Raw genomic sequence first — 17,813 nt, 5'->3', positions numbered from 1 at the left:
CGCTGTTCAGCACCCTCGCGTTAGCATCTTTTCCACGATAAGTTGCTCGAACAGTTATCTGAGCCGTGAGAAGGAGGCGCAGTGCGCGTACTGGAGTTCAACGGGGTACGGGAGCTCATCTGGCGCGATGCGCCGCACGCGCGGGTCGATCAGCCGACCGATGCCGTGGTGCGGCCGGTGGCGGCGACGACCTGTGATCTCGACCGGGCCGTGATCGCCGGCAGAACGCCGTTCCAGGGCCCTGTCGCGCTCGGGCACGAGTGTGTGGCGGAGGTGGTCGAGATCGGAGCCGACGTCACCGGTCTGACGGTGGGCGACGTCGTCGTGGTGCCGTGGCACATCTCTTGTGGCACTTGCCGTTCCTGCGCGGCCGAAGCTCCCAGCAGGTGCGAGGAGGTGCCGCGTTACGCCATGTTCGGCCTGCCGACCGGTGGCGTGTGGGGCGGGTTGTTCTCCGAGTTGGTCCGGGTGCCCTGGGCGGCGGCGAACCTCGTCCGGGTTCCCGCGGGGGTCGACCCGGCCGCGCTGGCGTCCGCCTCGGACAACCTGACGGACGCCTACCGCAGTGTGCTGGCGGGGCAGTCGCACGTGCCGGGGGCGCCGTTGCTGATCTTCGGCGGGACCAGCATCGGGCTGTACGCCTGCGCGTTCGCACGGGCGATGGGTGTGCCACAAGTGGTCTACCTCGACGCGGACGAACGCCGCCGCGGCATCGCGGCCGGGTACGGGGCGGACGTGGCGGCCTCGATCTCCGAGCTCGACCGTCCGGAGTTCCCGCTCACCTTCGACGCCGCCGGCCACCCGGACGGGCTGACGGCGGCGCTCGCCGCGACCGCGCCCGGCGGCCACTGCCACAGCGCGGGCATCTACTTCGCCGGGGTGAAGGTGCCCACGGGAGTCATGTACATGAACGCCGTCACCTTCACGACGGGCCGTCCCGACATCACGCCGCACCTGCCCGCGGTGCTCGACCTGGTGGCGCGCGGGCTGGTGGATCCGATGCCGGTCTTCAGCGACCACCTCACGTTCGACTCGCTGCCGAGCAGCCTGGCGCTGTTGCCGGAGAAGCCGCTGGTGACGCACGGGTGAGAAGGACGGTGACGGCCGGCTCCGGCCGTCACCGTCCACAGTGCACGAAGTCATCCACAGTGGACAGTTCATGCCTCGCTCTTGGCCGCCGAGTCGAGCTCCAGCCCCAGAACCCCGATGTCCAGCACGCCGTCCGCACCCACACCGAACCGCCACGCGGCGGTGGGCACGTCTCCGACCACGAGCACCGCGCCACTCGGGTCCGGTGACGCCGCCACGGCACCGAGGCGTTCCAGGTGATCGATCGGCACCGGTCCGTTGACCAGCACGAAATGCCGGGCCAGCCGGCTCGGAGCCGCCACCCAGTCCCGGCCCAGCATGCCCGTCACGTCGGCATTCCTCTCCTGCCGCGCGTCGAGCAGGCCGGCCGTCGACGACAGCACCTGGACGCGACCGGGGGCGATCCGCGCCTTCGGCATCCGGCCGATCACGATGATCGCCACGCCGGGGTCGGCCGCGACCTGTTCCAGCAGGGCGGCCGCGGCCTGCGCCGTGTCACCCGGCTCGCCGGTGAGCGCCACGAGACCGGGTGCGCGGCCGAGGTTCACCGCGGTCCACTCGCCGCCGATCGTGCCCATGGACACCAGCAGCGGGAACGGGTGCGGCACGTTCGGCGTGGTCGGGTCGAGCTGCCACGTCGGGGCCTCCCACACCGCGCCGTCCTCACGGGTCCGCCACGGGTGTGCCGCCTGCTGCTGCGGCGGGGTGAGCCGCAGCGACACCCGGTCCGGTCCCACCACGGCGGCGTAGATCTGCGGCAACGGGCTGCCGCTGACGCGCAGGTGCCGCAGCGCGCGGTCGAGCACGAGGCGGGGCTTGGGGCCGGACGCCGACACCGGGGCGGTGGCGGGCTTCGGCTTGCGGCGCTTGCGGCGCAACAGGAACCAGGTGACACCGCCGGCGGCGAGCAGCAGCACGCCACCGCCTGCCGAGATCGCGACGAGCACCGGCAGGCCCAGGAAGGTGTTCTCCGCCTGCGGTTGCACGATCGTCGCCGGAGCGCGGTCCGGCGGGCCGGGTCGCGTGCCGACCCCCGGCGCTCCGGACCGGGCGTCCGCCGGCAGCAGGATGGCGGCGCCCGCGGGCAACCGGTCGTTCGCGGCCGGAGCCTTGCCGTCCGGTCGCACCAGGTCCGGGTTGAGGGCGACGATCTCCTGCCAGCGCTGGGCGTTCCCCAGCGTCGTGCGCGCGACGTCCTGCAGCGTCACGGACCTGTCGGTCGGCACCTCGTAGTACAGCACCGGTTCGTCGGGCTGTGCCAGCGCGGACGCCGGGGCGATCAGGAACAGAAGAGCGAGCACGACGAGTGCTCGGCGGAGCAGGTTCGAGGTGGGCAACGGAAGCCTTCCAATGGATTTCGAGTGGACGCGGAGCACTCAGCGGACGTCGTCGGCCGAGGGCACCCGGCGGAACCCGCCCGCGCCGTCGTCGACCAGGCTCGGCACCTTGACGAGGTCACCGATCCCGATAGACCTGTTCGGCAGGTCGACCCCTCCGACGTTGACCGGCGGACCCGCCCGCTCCACCGTCTCGAGGTGCTTCGCGCCCAGCTCCATGACGAACTTGCCGGGGTTCTGCTTCTGGTGGAACTCCACCGAGTCGGCGCCGAGCGCGTTGAGCATGGCGTGCCGCTGGTGCAGTGCGTCCGGGCCGCTCGGAGTGCGGGCCGGGTTGCCGCCGATGCCGATCACGTCGACGTCGTGCCGGCGCGCCTGTTCCAGCACCTGCCGCACCTCTTCGAGGTTGGGGCTCCGTTTGAGGTAGTGGTCCAGCCTCGGATCCATCTGGCCGGTCCTCAGGAAGTCCTTCACCATCGCGCCGTGGGCGTCGTTGCGCAGGCTTTCCATGTAGATCTTGTTGACACCGTTGGCCTTCAGCTCCGCCATGTTGTTCTTCAGCACGTCGAACACCGGGTGCTCCGTCCCGTGGCTGCCACCGATCGCGACGCCGTCGAACCTGCCCAGCAGCCCGTTGACGTTCCCCATCCGGCCGGCGGTGTTCTTGAGCACGTCGTCCACGGCGCCGGTGTCGAGTGCGCCGGGGTCGAACTTCGCGTTCCGCTCGGCGGACTGCTTCGCGACCAGCTTGTCGCGCAGGTCCTGCGCCTCGTAGAACTTCTTGGTCCTCGGGTCGTTGCGGCCCAGCTGCTCGAGCGCCTCCGAGCCTTTCGAGAAGAAGATGTCCTGACGCTTCGCCAGGTTCCGGGCGTGCGGTCCGAGCTCGTTGCTGTGGAAATCCGTCAAGGTCTGGGCGTCCTGGTTGAAGACGATCTTGCCGTTGCGGGCGGGCGGGAGGTGCGGTCCGGTGATCTTGTTGAACTCCGCCGGATCGGTGATCTTGTTGACCCCCGGCCCCAGAACGGGAATCTTGTTGCGCACCGTGTCGGAGGTCTTGCTCTTGCCGAGGAAGTCGAGCTTCCGGTGGTGGTCGGGTCCGCGGATGATGAGCGACGGGCCGTCGGGCGTGTTGTGGATCTTGTTGAACTCCGCGATCGGGCACGGCGCGAGGCCGAGCGGGTCCACCCATCCCGTCGGGTTCAGCACGTACGAACGCGGGTCCGCGGCGGGCGTGAGGCCCAGCGGGTCCTTGCTCGCGTACCGGCCGGACGCCGGGTCGTAGTAGCGGTAGCGGTTGTGGTGCAGACCGGTTTCCGCGTCGTGGTACTGGCCGGGGAAGCGCAGCGGCGTGTCACCGGGAGCGCCCAGACCCCACAGGGTGTGCTCGGCGCGCCACGACACCGTGCCGTCCTCCTCCAGCAGCTCCGCCGGCGTACCGGCGAAGTCGGTCACCACCACGCGGAACCGCGCCTCGGACCACGACTGGTCGCCGGAGCGTTCGACCTGGTGGTACCCGTCCCACACCATCACGGCGTCGTCGTGGCGCTGTTCGGCCAGCTCGTCGGCGTCCCAGGTGAACTCGACGCGATCGAGCACCTCGGCACCGTCCGGAGTGACGCGGTGCTTGGCGACCCGCCGGCCGAACGGGTCGTAGCGGTAGCGCCAGTGCTCCCCGTCCGGCGTGACGACCGCGATCAGCTGGTCGAGCACGTCCCAGCGGAACCGCCAGACGCGGCCGTCCTGCTCACGCCGCACGATCCGGCCGTCCGCGTCGTGGTCGTAACGGATTCCGCCCGCCTGACGCACGTTCATGCCGTCGTAGTGGTGCGCGCCCAGCACGGACTCGGTCAGCAGCCCGCTCTCGTCGTAGGAGTAGCGCTCGTCGACGTCACCGCGAACAGCGACGACCCGTCCCGCACCGTCCACTTCGTACTCGCGGACGCCGCGCTCCGAGTCCGCGATCCCGACCAGCGCGCCGTCCGGCCGGTAGCGGTAGTCGCGGCTCGTCCCGTTGACGTGCTGCGCGCGCAACCGGCCTGACGCCCACTGCTGGGTCACCTCGACGGCGCCGGTCGCCCGCCGCGTCTCCTGCCCCAGCACGTTGTGCACGAGCTCGGTGGTCCGTCCCGCGATCTCCACCACCTCCGGCTGGTCGCCGAAGCCGTACCGCCACGCACTTGTGGCACCGGACGGTGTGATCCGCCCGGTCCTGCGGCCCGCCGCGTCGTAGGAGTTGGTCAGCGTGCGGCCGTTGACCGTCTCGGTCAGCAGCCGCCCGAGCGCGTCGTACGTCCGGGAAAGCTCGCCGCCGGGCCAGACCGCTCTGACGACCCGGCCCGCCTTGTCGTGTTCGAACGTCGTGACGCCCTCGTCCGTGCGCCGCGACACGGGCCGGCCGTGTGCGTCCCACTCGAGGTGCGCGCTCTGCCCGGACGCGTTGTGCAGCTCCGTCACCCGGCCCATCGCGTCGGAGACGAACCGCTGCTCCCGTCCGTCGAAGTCGACCTCGCGCACCACCGTGCCCGCCGGGCCGTACTCGTAGAGCCACCGCTGCCCCAGCGCGTTGGTCACGCCGGTCAGCCGCGACTCCGTGTCGTAGCTGAGCTCGATCCGCCCGTCGGCCGGCGTCTCGACGCTCACCGGCACGTCGAAGTGGCCGTAGGTCGCGTTCGTCACCGCGCCCTGGGCCGAGACCGCACGGACGAGGTTTCCTTCGCCGTCATAGGAGAATTCCTCCCGCGCGCCGTTCGGGAGCACGACCTCGACGGGCTTGCCGCTTGATCCCCAGGTGATCCGGGTCGTCTCGCCGGTGGCCTCGGTCACCTCGCTGGCCCGGCCGAACGCGTCGTACTCGACCAGCGTCTGCGCGCCGAGCGCGTCGGTCACCCGCACGGGCAGTCCGGCGAAGTTGTACTCGGTGCTGGTGTGCCGCCTCAGCGGGTCCACGACCGTCGTCACGTAGCCGTCGTGGGAGAACGTCGTGCGGGCACCGGCCGGGTCGACCTCCGCGGTCAGGCGGCCTTCCTCGTCGTACTCGTAGTTCCACTGCGCGCCGTCGGGAAGCACGTACCGGCTGGGCAGGCCGGGCGCGAGGTACTCCGCGCTGGTCTGCGCGCCGTCGGGACCCGTGACACGGACGAGGTTGCCATCGGTGTCGTAGTCGTACCGAGTGGTGTTGCCGAGCGGGTCGGTGCGCGTGAGGAGCCGGTCGTAGCGGTCCCACGTCGACTCCACGACACCGGCGGCGTTGGTCTCGCGGACCACCTGGAAGGCTTCGTTGACGTCGTAGACGGTGGTGCGGCCCAGGGAGTCCGTGACCGTGGTGCGGCCGTTGCCGTACTCCAGCCGGTAGCTGAGGAACCCTTCGGCGCCGCGAGTGCGCACGCAGCGGTTCCGGTCGTCGTAGAAGTACTCGTACCACATCCCGTTGCTGTCGTCCCAGCGCACGATCCGGTTGTCACTGCCGTACCGGAACCTCGTGGTGCCGCCGGAGGAGTCGACGACCTCGGCGAGGTTGCCGCTCTCGTAGCGGTAGGAGATCCGCACTCCCGCCACGTCCAGCGCGGTGATCCGGCCGTCCTCGGTCGTCACCTGCACGCGCGACCCGCTGGAGTGCGCCACCTCGGTGAGCGTGCCCTCGTCGTCGTAGGAGAACACGGCCCCGTTGCCCTCCTGGTCGACCACCTCCGCGATGGGCAGCACCCGGTCGTCGGCCACCGGCAGGAACCGCAACTGCCGGCTGGGCTGCCGTACGACGTAACCGCCGTCGGCATCCGCGCTCAGCGGCCATCTCGGGCCCTCCTCCGGCAGCACCTCGCCGTCCCCGGGGTGCGGGTACGCGAGCAACGTGCCGTCCTCGGCGAGGAACGTGATCCCCTGCGCGTCGATCTCCAGCCGCTGGTCCGCGGTGGACGCCCAGGACGGCCCGAACCAGCGCCCGGACCGGTAGGTCGACACGTGGATGCGGGCGAGCACCAGTGGAAGCGCTCCATCGATCACCAGATCGGTCTGCGGCAACAGCATCCGGCCGCTGGAGACGTCGATGGGGTCACCCGCGACGACCTTGTCCGGGTTGGGTTGCGCGTTCGGCCGCGGCGGCGTGTTGAGACCGCGGGTCCCGTCCGGCGGCGTGATGGTCCTGGGCGGCGGGATGGCGACGTCGATGGTGCGGCCCGCGCCACCGGAGAAGCTCGTGCTGATCTTCTGGATACCGGACTTGACCGTGTCGCCCACCTTGTTGCTGAGCTTGACCACGTTCTTCATGATCTTGCCGCCGGGCACGAAGCTGAGCGCCAGGCCACCGAGCGCGATGCCCAGCGCGACCATGTCGTCCTTCAGCACCGCGACGAAGATCTCGATGCTCGACGACAGCACGCCAAGCGCCCAGCCCAGCGGCGGGAAGATGAACCCGGCGATGACGGACAACACGTCGAGCACGATCGTGAGGATGTCCGCCACGACGTCGACCAGGAAGTCGAAGAAGTCCTTGAACGCGTCGCCGATCTTCTCCCAGATCGACCGCTGCGGCGCGAGGTCGCCCATCTGGTGCAGCACCTGTGACGTGGTGGCCGCGGCCTGGTCGCGCAGCGCGATCGCCTGTCCCAGCAACGACTTGGCCCGGTCGAGCTCCTGCGAGGCCTCGGCCTGGCGGTTCTGCGCCGTCCTCAGGTCCGTCTGCGAGTCCTCGGGCGGCGCGACCCCGAGTCCGGCGGCCGCGACCCGTTCGATGGCCTCGGTCAGGCCGGCGACCGTGCTGTTCGCCGAGTTCTGCTCCTGGACCGCCGTCCGCGCCTGGTTCAGCGCGTTCAGCGACATCGCCTGCGCCTCCTCCAGCGAGGGCATGTACCGGGCGTACGCGTCCGCCGCCTGACCGTAGGCGTACGCCATGTCGTTGAGCCGCTTCGGAACCTCGCCGTAGAGCGCGCGGTAGGCGTCCATGGCCCTACCGATGCCACCGTCGATGTCCCCGCTGCCGTTGAGCAGCTGGAAGGCCTCCTGCGTCACCGATCCGAGCTCGCGGTAGGCGTCGCGCAGGGCGACCAGCGCGGCCGGATCACCGGGGATCGGATCGTCGTCTTCATCCAAAACGGACCATTCGCCGGCAGCGGGGCGGGTCATCTCGTTCTCCCTCAAGTCTTTTCTGCGACCGATGACGACACGTGCGCGCGGGCTCCCCGGTTCAGTCCACTTCGAACTGAACCGGAACGCGCGCGAATCCGTGCGTTCACAGGAGGAAGTCCGACGAGTGGGGAGCGCGATGAGCGAGATCCGGGTGCCCGTCGACGAACTGACCAGAGTGGCGGATCTGCTGTCGCGGACCGAGCAGCTCATGGGCGACAGCCTGGTCAGGTCGATGGGCGGCATGGTCGACGCGATGGGGGACAGGAGGGTGCAGGACGCCGCGAGGGACTTCGAGAAGTCCTGGGGCGACGGCCGTTTCGTGCTGGGCAGGGACCTGGTCGCGTTGCGCGACGCCAGCAGGACGGCGGCGGACGCGTTCCGCGGCACCGACGAGCAGACGGCGAACGCTTTGACGGAAGGCAATGGAGGACAGTGATGACCACGACGACCGGCTCGCTCCGGCTGACGATCCCGGAGAACTGGTACGACCTGTCGGTCGCGGACGAGTCCGCCGAGAACACGATCGCGCGGCGGTTGTGGGACGGCTGCGTCGAAGCGGGTGTCGACGAGGAGCACGCGGGGCGGTTCACCGAGTCGGTGCGGCGCTCGATCCGCCACGCCCGGCGCAACGGGGTGCTGCACGCCGCGGGCACGTTCGAGATCTACGAGGACGGTCCGCTGATCGCGACCGTCGTCGCGGCCCTCGTCACGCCGCCCGGCAACGCCGACCTGCTGAGCGCTCTCACCGAGAGCAAGTCCGCTGTGGACACCTGGACGCGGGTGAGCACGGTGCGCCTCGAAGGCGTGGGCACCGCCGCCCGCGTGCACGGAGTTCAGGACGTCGTCATGGACGACACCACCCTGCGCTGCGCCGTCATGCACACGCTGATCCGCATCCCGGGACGCACCGAGGTGCTGGTGATCACCGGCACCAGCCCCAACATCGCCGAGTCCGACACGCTGTTCGAGCTCTTCGGCTCGATCACCGCGACCGTCGCCTTCCGGTAGCGGCGAACCAGCAATCCCGGTCGGTCCCCAGTGGACCGGCCGGGATTTTCGCGTTGTCGTCACCGGAGTGCGGCGAGCACGTCGTCCGTCGTGGTCTCGGGCACCTGGACGACCTGGATCCTGCCGTCGCCGAAGTGCGCCAGCGCACGACCCGGCCTGCCCGCACCCAGCTGACCGCGGGTGAGCTTGGCGCCGAACAACTCGCCGTCCCCGAGCCCCTGCGGGCTGATCAGCATCCCCTGCCGGTTGCGCCGTGCGTCGACGTGCCAGCCGCCGAACCCGGCCACCAGCCCTTCCGTCGTCCCGGCCATGACCAGGGCCCGGCCCTGCTCGGCACCGGCCCGCGCGATCACGCCCAGCTCGCTGCCCGCGTCGCACTTGAGCAACAGCTCCGCGTCGTCGATCACCACGGCGGCGGCGCCCTCTGCCTTGTCCAGTGCGCTGACCAGCTGTCCCGTGCTGAACTCGCCGTCGTCCGCGACGTCCAGCACGCCGTCGGCCCCGGCGAGCTCGCGCAACGGCGAGCGGCGCGGTGCCGCGATCACCACCGGGGTGCCCGCACGCAGCAAACCCGCGACCACGGTCAGCAAAGCGGTGCTCCGGCCGGACCGCGCCGGTCCGCCGATCACGAACGTCGGCGTCACGGTGAGGTCCGGCACGAGGCCGGCGAGCTCGTCCCCGCCCACCCCGATGAACGGCCGCAGCTCCTGCGCGGCGGGCGCGATGTCCCGTGCCTGCACGTAGGTCAGCTGCTCGGGCAGCACGTCGACGCGGAACGGCAGCGCGGCCACGGGCACGCCGGCCCACCGCTCCCGGTTCTCCGCGGCGATGGCCATCAGCGCCCGTGCCTGCGCCTGCCCGGACGCGTCGGTGGTGAGCAGGGCGATCTGCGCCTCGGCGCTGTCGGCCGCCCGGAACGCCCTGCCGGGTGCGATCTCCTCGGGGAGGGTGCGGTGGTTGAGCCCGATCACGCTGTAGTCGGCGCGTTCGTTGAGGCGCAGCACCAGCTTGTCCTCCGTCGTCGACGACACCCGGCTGGAGAACAGCGCGCGGTCACCGGCGAGGACCAGGTGGATGCCGACGCTCGCGCCGTCGCGCAGCAACGCCAGCACGGAGTTCATCAACGCCCCGCCGTCGTAGTCGGCGTAGGTCTTGTCGAAGACCTCCCAGCGGTCGACCATCACCACGACGTGCGGCGGACGGTCGTCCGGCCGGCCGTTGCGGTACTCCACGAGGTTCGCGGACCCGGTCGACGCCAGCAGCTGCTGCCGCCGTGCCGACTCGGCGGACAGCCGCGCCAGCAACCGGCTCAGCCTCTCCGCCTCGGCCCGCTGCACCACCGCTCCGCAGTGGGGGAAGTTCGTCAACGCGAGCAAAGCGCCGTTGCCGCAGTCGATGCCGTAGATGTGCACGTCCGCCGGAGAGTGCTCACGCGCCAGGGCTCCGGCCATGGTCCGCAGCACCTGCGACCGTCCACTTCGGGCAGACCCGGCGACGTGCAGGTGGCCCAGTGTCGCGAAGTCCAGCACCAGCGGTTCCTGCCGCTGGTCGGCGGGCAGGTCGACGATGCCGTACGGCACCGGGGCGAGGTAGTCGCCGGGAGCCACCGGGGGCAGGTCGCCGACGGTGAGCGTCGACGGCAGCGCGGGCAGCCACGGGCTGGCCTGTGGTGGCAGCCCCAGCTGCTCCGCCGCCTCGCGCACCGCCCCCACCAGCACCGAGAGGTCGGTGGCCTCGGTGTTCTCCGCGACTTGCGCGCGCGGCCTCGCCGGCACGGGCAGAGCGAGGTCGGGCCAGCCGAGCGGGTGCAGCCACGGCAGCACGCGTTGCGTCGTACGGGCACCGGGCCGGAAGCCTCCCACCCGGCCAGCCTGGAAGGGAACCAGCGACGACTGTCCCAAACGGACGTAGGCGCGACCCGGCGTCGACTTGGAGATCGACGCGGCGTCGGGACCGTTCAGCACGTCCTGGCTCTCGCTGGAGTCCGTGACGCGCAGGGCGATCCGCAGGTTCGTGTTGGCGCGGATCTCCGGCGAGACGACGCCGCCGGGCCGCTGCGTGGCGAGCACCAGGTGGATGCCGAGCGATCGGCCCCGCTGCGCGATGTTCACCAGGCCGGTCACGAAGTCGGGCAGGTCGCGGACCATCGAGGCGAACTCGTCGATCACGATCAGCAGCCGCGGCATGGCCGGCAGCGCGGGGTCGCGGTCCAACTGGAGCACGTAGTCGTCGACGTCCTTCGCCCCGGCGTCGGCCAGGATGTGCTCGCGTCGCTTCAACTCCGCGGACAGCGACGTCAGGGCCCGGCTCACCAGGTGCGTGTCGAGGTCGGTGACCATGCCGACGGTGTGCGGCAGGGAGACGCAGTCCTTGAACGCGCTGCCGCCCTTGTAGTCGACGAGCACGAACGTCATGGCGTCCGGCCGGTTCGCGACCGCGAGCGAGGCCACGAGTGTCTGCAGCAGCTCGGACTTGCCGGAACCGGTGGTGCCGGCGACCAGCGCGTGCGGCCCGTCCCGCTTGAGGTCGAGCGCGAACGCGCCGTCGAGCGACTCACCCATCACGGCGGTGGTGGTGCGGCCGCCGGTGGCCCAGCGCGCCGCGACCCCGTCCGCCGTCGGGGGTTCGAGCGACAGCACGTCGAGCAGGCGGCTCGAATCGGGCAGTGCGCCCGCGTCCTCCTTGCCACCGACGTCCCGCACCGGCGCCAAAGCCCGCGAGACCGTGCGGCACCAGTCGTAGGGAACGAGATCCGGTCGCACGTCCGGCACCGGCGCCGACCTGGTGCGGCCGACGCGGATCCGGCCGTCCGGTTGTTCGACGACGACCGCCTGGCACTCCTCGGGCAGCAGCCTTTCCTCGCTGTCGACGCAGATCGCGTACACGCCGACCGCGGGGCCGTCCCGCAGGATCTGCGGGATTCCCGGCAACGACCGCAACCTGCGCGCGCCGTCGAGCACCACGAGCACGTCACGCGGCACGGTCTTCGAGCCGGCCCGGGACGAGATGAGCTGGCTCAGCTCGGCGATGCGACGGGCGACCGTCGTCGCGTTCGTGCCGATGGTGGCCATGGTGTCCTGGCCGACGCGTGGTGCCAGGTGCGGCAGCCAGCGGGTCCACGCCCACTGCGCCTCGCCCTGCGGCCCGGTCAGCAGGTAGATCTGGAGGTCCTCCGGGCTGTGCAGCGCGGCGGCCTGCGCCACCAGCCACCGCGACACCGCGTACGCGACCTGCCCGCCCGCGACGCCGAGAACCCCGTGCTCCCGCAGGGGAACCGTCACCGGGACGTCCAGGGCGTCCCAGCGGACCTCCCGCTTGTGCTCGTCCTGCTCGGGGTCGCGCAGCACGACCTCGGACGGCAGGTCCGCCGTGCCCGCGCGGAGCTCCAGGTAGTCGGGGTCCGAGCGCCGGCGCTCCCACAGCCGCCTGCGCGGTCCGGTCGCGGTCAGCACCACGTCGGCGGGGTCGGGGAAGTTGTGCCTGCGCGCGGTGCGCTCGAGGACCAGCGCCTCCTGCGCGTCGGCGGTGATCCGCTCCTTCTTCGTCTCGTACTCGGCGAGCTGCTCGCGGTAGGACATCTGCCCCTGGCGCTTGTTGCTGATCTGGTTGCCGATGATGATCAACGGCGACAGGATCGCGAACAGCAGCGTCAACGGGTTGCCCGTGAACGCGAACATCGCGCCGGACATCACGATCGGCGACGCCGCGGCGATCAGCGGCAGCGCCCGGCGCTCCGGCGGCCTGGGCTTGCCGGGCAGCAGGAACTGCGTGACGCGCGGTGGTGGCAGCAACCTCGGCGGCCGGTTGTAGTCGAGGCCCGTGCCGTCCTCGGACGGCTGCACCGCGGCGTCCGGGGGCACCGGCCGGGACAGCGAGAGCAACACCCTGCCGATGGCGAGCTGGGCGTTCGGCACCCACGGCACCGCATCGGTGACCTCGTCGCGTTCGAGCATGATCCGTTGTGCGCCAACGGGAAGCAGCTCGCACCGCCCGTCGGGGAACACCCTCAGCCGTGCGCCGGCGGGCGGATCGGCCGGGTCCCCGGCGATGCGCACCCGGCAGTTGCCGGCCGGTCCGATCAGGTGCTCACCGATGTCGAGCCGGTGCACGGTCCCCGCGCCGGGCCCGCTCACCACGCGCACCTCCACCAGGCCGGGGAGCTCCATGCCGACCGCGGTGACGGGCCGGTCGAGCCCGACCACGGATCCCTGCCGCACGGGGGAGTCGCGCAGGGTGAGCTGCGGGTCGAGCGGCGCGCCGGCGACGTACAGCACGGGCCGCCTGCCGCCTTGGGCCAGGACCTGGGCCAGCTCACCGACCGTGCTGTCCGGTTCCGCGTCGAGCACGTGGTCGGTGACGGTGGCCGCGGTGTCCACTGTGGTCAGAACGAAGCGCATGGCGAAGTCCCTGCGGTCGGGAGGAAGTGGGCGGGAACGACAAGGGCCACGTGGCGGAGGTCGCCACGTGGCCCTGAGCGACCTAGATCAACGCTGGAGGGCGTTCGCGGTCTGGGTGTCGGTGTCCTCGAAGGCGGTGCCGACCTGCTCCAGGTACTGGCTGATGCCCTCCATGCCCTGCAGCGTCTGGTCGACGCTCGTCTTGTACTCCTCGAAGTACGGGCCGAACTTCGCCTGCGCCTGCGGGGTGTTGTACCCGCCCTGGATCAGCGCGTCGATCTTGCTCTTGGCCTGCGTCATCCCGTCCAGCAGCGTCTGCATGTTCTGCTTCAGCCAGCCGGCGGACTCCTGGATGTCCTCGCTGACGACGTGGTAAGTAGCCATTGTTGTTCTCCTTCAAGGTTTTCGAGGCCGTTCCGTTTGCATTGGACACACGAGCCCGCGCCCGGATCGGTTCACGGTGATCGAGGGTGTCCTGAGTCACATCCATCGGCCCCGAAAGTCCTTTTAGGACTTGGCTGGCTCGCGACAGTCGTTGTCAGGCCAGGATCAGCACCAGCCCGGAAGCGATCGTCGCGACGACGAGGATCACCGCGAGCAGGACGCGGTTGCCGGGCTGGTGCGCGAGAAGGTCGTCGCGGTTGCGGCCGGTGGGCTCGGTGACGGCCCCGCCCGGTGTCTGCCGGTGCACGAGGAAGGCCAGGGCGCCCGTGGCCAGTACCGCACCCACCGCCAGGGAGGCCCAGCCCGGCGGTTGGACGCCGATGTGCCGCCAGGGCTCGACGATCTGGAACAGCGCCATGGAGGCCACCAACCCGATCACCGGCCACAGCTGCCGGGCGCTGCCGGCCCGGGTGAGCCACGAGAACAGCAGGGCCGCCAGTGCTCCGCCCGCGACGGCCGACAGCACGGCGGGTCCGAGCGGAAACGGTGAGCCGCGCAGCGCGAGCACGCCCTGTGCCACGCCGAGCAGTCCGAGATCGGCCGCCACGAACGCGCCGATCTCCACCGCGGGCAGCCACTTCTGGTCCTGAAGCGTGGCCGCGTACTGGACCGGGTCGCCGAAGGCGTCGCGCGGGTGTTCGCCGGAGTCGGCCACGTGGGCCTCGATCTCGGCGACCTTGTCCCCGATCACGTCGGCCGGCACGCCGTTGCCCCTGGCCACCGAGGCGAAGCGGGTCAGGTAGTCGTGGGTGGTCTCGGTCATGGCGTCGCCGTCCTGTTCTCGATGAGGTTGCCGACAGAGGCGGTGAACCGCAGCCACTGCTCGCGCTGGTCGTGCAGGCGTTCGATCCCGGACGCGGTGAGGGTGAAGTACTTGCGTCCGGGTCCGCGCTCACCGGCTTCCCATTGGGACGTGACGACACCTTCCTGCTCCAGGCGTTGCAGCAGGGGGTAGAGGGTGCCGCCCTTGATGGTGCCGAGGCCGGACTCGGCGATGCGCTGGGCGATCAGGTAGCCGTAGGCGCGGTCCGCGCCCACGGCGCCCAGCACGGCCAGTTCGAGCACCCCTCGCGTCCACGGCGAGGGCCAACTATCGGTCATGACTAGATAGTAGCTCTAACTAGCTAGACTGACTACCTAGTTCGGCGTTCGAGCAACGAACCGATCGCGATCCGTGCCGCGACTCCGGCCAGTGGCGCGGCGACGTCGTCGTGGACGCCCCGGTCGAACAGCGGGTGCTCGTCGAGCTTGTCGGCAGGTAGCAACGCGCGAACACCGTCGGTGATCAGATCGACCGTGGTCTCGTGACAAGCGACGAGCAGCAGCAACGCCGACGACACCAGGTCGTCGAGCTGGTCGTCGGCGTGCACGAGCGCGGAGAAGAAGTCGTCCCCGGGGTGTGCGCGCCGGTCCGCCACCAGGCCGACCAGGTGGCGCACCACCACGTCACCCGAGCTGCGGACCGCTTCGGCGTCCTCACCGGCGAGCAGTGCCTCCGCGCACCGGCGGAACTCGTCGTGGTCGTCGAGCGGCACGTCGAGCAGTTCGCACACCACCGCGATCGACAGCGGTGCCGCGAACTCGGCCACCAGGTCCACATCGGACTTCAGCTCGATGTGGTCCAGCAGCTCGTCGGCGATCTGGCGGACCCGCGACTCCAGGTGCTCGACGCGGTGCCCGGTGAACGCCTCGGCGATCGACCTGCGCAACCCGGTGTGATCGGGCGGACCGCTGTGCAGCAGGTGGCGGATGATCGCCGGGTGCGCTCCGAGGTACAGGGCGTCGAGCACGAAGTGGCCCGGAACCGGGGATGGGAGCGTGGGCAGTGACACGGTGGAGCTCCTTGAACTGGCGGTGAGCGGTGGAATCGGTTCGAGGCGGGTCAACGCGCGGCGAGGTTCAGGCGGGACGTGGCGGGTGAGCGTTCCGACGCGAGGTCGCGGACCACTCTCAGCAGCCGCCACCGGACCGCGGTCCGGTCACCGGCGAGGCAGGCGGGGTGGCGCCAGGCGTGGATCAAGGCCTGGTGCAGCACGTCCTCGGCGGCCGGACGATCACCGGTGAGCACCGTGGCGTAGGCCAGCATCGCCCGCCCGTGCTCGTTGAACACCGCGCGAACCAGTGCTTCGTCGGCGGTGTCGTGGGGGTGGCGCTGCTCCCGCGCGCCCCGGCCAGAGGGTGCCGCTGCCACGCGAGTCCCGGTGCGACGGCACGGCCCTGCGACGGTTGGTGCGATGGTCACGCCACAGCTTGTCCGCCGGCCCCGTCCGTACTGAAGTCCACCAGGCGCTCACTTGCGTCCACTTGTGATCACCTGGGGGACCTGGCCGCGGGCGCCTCCCAGTACGGTGCCCGTGGTGTGCGGCCGGGTGGTCGCAGGCGGACGGCAGGAGGAAGGGAATGGCGGACACGGCGCCGCGCACGCTGGCGGATCGGCTGCGCGAGGTGCGGGCGAACGCGTTCGTCGGCCGGCACGACGAACTGGCCGCGCTGCGGGCCGCGCTGGACACCACCGCCGCGGCACACCCCGTCTTCTACGTCCACGGCCCCGGCGGCATCGGCAAGTCCTCCCTGCTGCGCGAGTTCGGCCGGCTGGCCGCGGTCTCGGGCCGGGAGGTGGTCGAGGTGGACTGCCGGTTCCTCGACGGTTCCCCGCGCGACTTCGAGGACGTGGCGAGGCCCGTGCTGGACGTCCCCGGCGTCGTGCTGCTGGTGGACGGCCTCGAGCACGTGCAGTGGCTGGAGGTGTGGCTGCGGGAGCGCTTCCTGCCGCGAATCGCCGAACACGCGGTCGTGGTGTTCGCCGGCCGTCACGCACCCGACGCCGAGTGGCGCGCCGATCCCGGCTGGGCCGAGCTCCTGCGCGTCCTGGAGTTGCGGGCCCTCCCACCCACAACGTCCGCCGAACTGTTGTCCGCCAAGGGTGTCGAGCCGGCGCGGCAGGAGGCCGTGATGGCCTTCGCGGGAGGCAACCCGTTGGCACTGTCCCTGGCCGCCGCGGTGGACCTCGGCTTCGAGCGGGCCTGGAAGCCCTCCGCGGACGTGGTCGACGCGCTGCTCAGCCGCCTGGTGGGGGAGGTGCGCACGCCCGAGCGGCGACATGCGCTGGAGGTCTCCGCGCTGCTCATGGCCACCACCGAGGACCTGCTGTCGGTGGCGCTGCCCGGCGAGGACGCGCCCGCGATGTTCGCCTGGCTGCGCGGCCTGCCGTTCATCGAGTCCGGACCCCGCGGCCTGTACCCGCACGACGTCGTCCGCAGGTCGCTGACCGCGGACCTCGTGTGGCGCGACCAGGCCGCGTTCCACCGCGTCCGGGCAAGCTTGGCGACCGAACTCCTCCGCAAGGTCCGCACAGCCTCCGACGCCGCGCTCATGGCGACCGCAGGCGACCTGGTCTACGTGCACCGCACCGAGGGCCGGATGGACAAGTTCTACGTGTGGGCGCACCCCACGGCCGTCCTGGACGACGACCTGACCCCCGAGGACGTCCCGCACGTGCTGCGCCTGGCCGAGGAGGCCGAAGGCCCCCGGTCCGCGGCCGCCGCCGCACACTGGATCCGCCGCTACCCCGAGGCGTTCCGCGTCTACCGGGACACCGAGGACGGCCCGGTGATCGGTTTCTCGGCATGGCTGGCCCTGTCCGAACCGGTGGTCGAGGACATCGTCGCCGACCCCGTGGTGGCCGCGGCCTGGGAACACAGCCGCGGCACGGCCGCACCACGCGCCGGCGAGCACATCGGCATCGCCAGGTTCTCCGTGGAACCCCGCTGCTACCAGCGGACCTCGCCGGTCCTGGACCTGATCCAGCGACGGGCCATGGCCGAGATCTTCCGGACGACCTCGCTGGTGAACTCCTACATCGTCATGCGCGACCGCGACTTCTGGACCGCGCACCTGGCCTTCTGGGACATGCACGACATCGGCACCGCCACAGTGGGAGACCACGCCTACCACCTCTACGCCCACGACTGGCGCCAAGTGCCGGTAGAGCCGTGGCTGGAGCAGACCACCAACCCCGCGCGCAGGCAGGACGACGTCCTGTCCCGCAGCACGTTCGACGAGGCCTTGCGCAACGCGCTGCGCAACTGGTCCGACGCGGACGCCCTGGCCGCAAACCCGTTGGCGCACAGCACTCTCGTGCCACCCGACACCGACGACCGCGCCACCGCCCTGCGCGACGCGCTGCGCCGCCACCTGGAAACCCTGCGCGCCGAACGACAGGGCGCCAAGGCACACGCGGCCCTGACCGCCACCTACCTGGTGGGCAACATGACGCAGGAGGCGGCGTCCCGGCGGCTGAACGTCCCGCTCAGCAGCTACCGCAGGCACCTCAGAACAGGGCTGGAGCGCTTCGGCGACATCACGTGGCGCGCCCTGACCCATCCGGACCAGTAGGAGCGACGGCCACTCCGGCAGC

General features: G+C 71.0%; 12 protein-coding genes. 4 read left to right on the top strand and 8 right to left on the bottom strand.

Annotated elements, in window-relative coordinates:
* The first annotated feature begins 81 nt into the window (after window positions 1-81).
* Window positions 82-1,089, top strand: a complete 1,008-nt coding sequence (locus tag AB0M48_RS05785; RefSeq protein ID WP_363836202.1) for an alcohol dehydrogenase catalytic domain-containing protein — start codon at window positions 82-84, stop codon at window positions 1,087-1,089.
* A 68-nt stretch (window positions 1,090-1,157) separates the two neighbouring features.
* Here the strand turns inward: AB0M48_RS05785 and AB0M48_RS05780 are convergent, their stop codons facing one another.
* On the bottom strand, window positions 1,158-2,390 hold the full coding sequence (locus AB0M48_RS05780; protein WP_363836201.1) for a hypothetical protein: 1,233 nt from the start codon (window positions 2,388-2,390) through the stop codon (window positions 1,158-1,160).
* Window positions 2,391-2,465: 75 nt separating this feature from the next.
* Entirely contained in the window at window positions 2,466-7,544 is a 5,079-nt protein-coding gene (locus AB0M48_RS05775) for an RHS repeat-associated core domain-containing protein (RefSeq protein ID WP_363836200.1), read from the bottom strand.
* Between the two features lie 139 nt (window positions 7,545-7,683).
* Here AB0M48_RS05775 and AB0M48_RS05770 point away from each other — a divergent pair, with 139 nt between their 5' ends.
* Together AB0M48_RS05770 and AB0M48_RS05765 are read left to right on the top strand one after the other, a co-directional pair.
* Window positions 7,684-7,983, top strand: coding sequence for a hypothetical protein (locus tag AB0M48_RS05770; protein ID WP_363836199.1), 300 nt, complete (start codon window positions 7,684-7,686; stop codon window positions 7,981-7,983).
* On the top strand, window positions 7,983-8,555 hold the full coding sequence (locus AB0M48_RS05765; RefSeq protein WP_363836198.1) for a hypothetical protein: 573 nt from the start codon (window positions 7,983-7,985) through the stop codon (window positions 8,553-8,555). Before AB0M48_RS05770 ends, AB0M48_RS05765 begins: the two co-directional genes overlap by 1 nt.
* Window positions 8,556-8,614: 59 nt before the next feature.
* Here AB0M48_RS05765 and AB0M48_RS05760 read toward each other — a convergent pair whose 3' ends face one another.
* The 6 genes from AB0M48_RS05760 to AB0M48_RS05735 form a co-directional block, all read right to left on the bottom strand.
* Window positions 8,615-12,952 (bottom strand): FtsK/SpoIIIE domain-containing protein, encoded by a 4,338-nt coding sequence (locus tag AB0M48_RS05760; RefSeq protein ID WP_363836197.1) that lies wholly within the window; start codon window positions 12,950-12,952, stop codon window positions 8,615-8,617.
* Window positions 12,953-13,039: 87 nt separating this feature from the next.
* Window positions 13,040-13,336, bottom strand: coding sequence for a WXG100 family type VII secretion target (locus tag AB0M48_RS05755; protein ID WP_363836196.1), 297 nt, complete (start codon window positions 13,334-13,336; stop codon window positions 13,040-13,042).
* Window positions 13,337-13,490: 154 nt separating this feature from the next.
* Complete coding sequence (locus AB0M48_RS05750; RefSeq protein WP_363836195.1) at window positions 13,491-14,159, bottom strand: hypothetical protein; 669 nt, start codon at window positions 14,157-14,159, stop codon at window positions 13,491-13,493.
* Window positions 14,156-14,497, bottom strand: a complete 342-nt coding sequence (locus AB0M48_RS05745) for a PadR family transcriptional regulator (protein WP_363836194.1) — start codon at window positions 14,495-14,497, stop codon at window positions 14,156-14,158. Before AB0M48_RS05745 ends, AB0M48_RS05750 begins: the two co-directional genes overlap by 4 nt.
* Window positions 14,498-14,529: 32 nt before the next feature.
* Window positions 14,530-15,228, bottom strand: a complete 699-nt coding sequence (locus tag AB0M48_RS05740; RefSeq protein ID WP_363836193.1) for a hypothetical protein — start codon at window positions 15,226-15,228, stop codon at window positions 14,530-14,532.
* Between the two features lie 50 nt (window positions 15,229-15,278).
* Entirely contained in the window at window positions 15,279-15,587 is a 309-nt protein-coding gene (locus tag AB0M48_RS05735) for a hypothetical protein (RefSeq protein WP_363836192.1), read from the bottom strand.
* Window positions 15,588-15,796: 209 nt separating this feature from the next.
* Here AB0M48_RS05735 and AB0M48_RS05730 point away from each other — a divergent pair, with 209 nt between their 5' ends.
* Complete coding sequence (locus tag AB0M48_RS05730; RefSeq protein ID WP_363836191.1) at window positions 15,797-17,791, top strand: AAA family ATPase; 1,995 nt, start codon at window positions 15,797-15,799, stop codon at window positions 17,789-17,791.
* The last annotated feature ends 22 nt before the right edge of the window (window positions 17,792-17,813 follow it).

Source organism: Lentzea sp. NPDC051208 (assembly GCF_040682435.1).
Taxonomy (GTDB): Bacteria; Actinomycetota; Actinomycetes; order Mycobacteriales; family Pseudonocardiaceae; genus Lentzea; species Lentzea kristufekii.
This window is presented reverse-complemented; position numbering and strand designations above follow the sequence as displayed.

Bases quoted from the DNA above. Each gene is read 5' to 3' on its own strand.
- AB0M48_RS05775 (WP_363836200.1), bottom strand. From the start codon at position 7,544: ATGACCCGCCCCGCTGCCGGCGAATGGTCCGTTTTGGATGAAGACGAC.
- AB0M48_RS05770 (WP_363836199.1), top strand. From the start codon at position 7,684: ATGAGCGAGATCCGGGTGCCCGTCGACGAACTGACCAGAGTGGCGGAT.
- AB0M48_RS05765 (WP_363836198.1), top strand. From the start codon at position 7,983: ATGACCACGACGACCGGCTCGCTCCGGCTGACGATCCCGGAGAACTGG.
- AB0M48_RS05760 (WP_363836197.1), bottom strand. From the start codon at position 12,952: ATGCGCTTCGTTCTGACCACAGTGGACACCGCGGCCACCGTCACCGAC.
- AB0M48_RS05755 (WP_363836196.1), bottom strand. From the start codon at position 13,336: ATGGCTACTTACCACGTCGTCAGCGAGGACATCCAGGAGTCCGCCGGC.
- AB0M48_RS05750 (WP_363836195.1), bottom strand. From the start codon at position 14,159: ATGACCGAGACCACCCACGACTACCTGACCCGCTTCGCCTCGGTGGCC.
- AB0M48_RS05745 (WP_363836194.1), bottom strand. From the start codon at position 14,497: ATGACCGATAGTTGGCCCTCGCCGTGGACGCGAGGGGTGCTCGAACTG.
- AB0M48_RS05730 (WP_363836191.1), top strand. From the start codon at position 15,797: ATGGCGGACACGGCGCCGCGCACGCTGGCGGATCGGCTGCGCGAGGTG.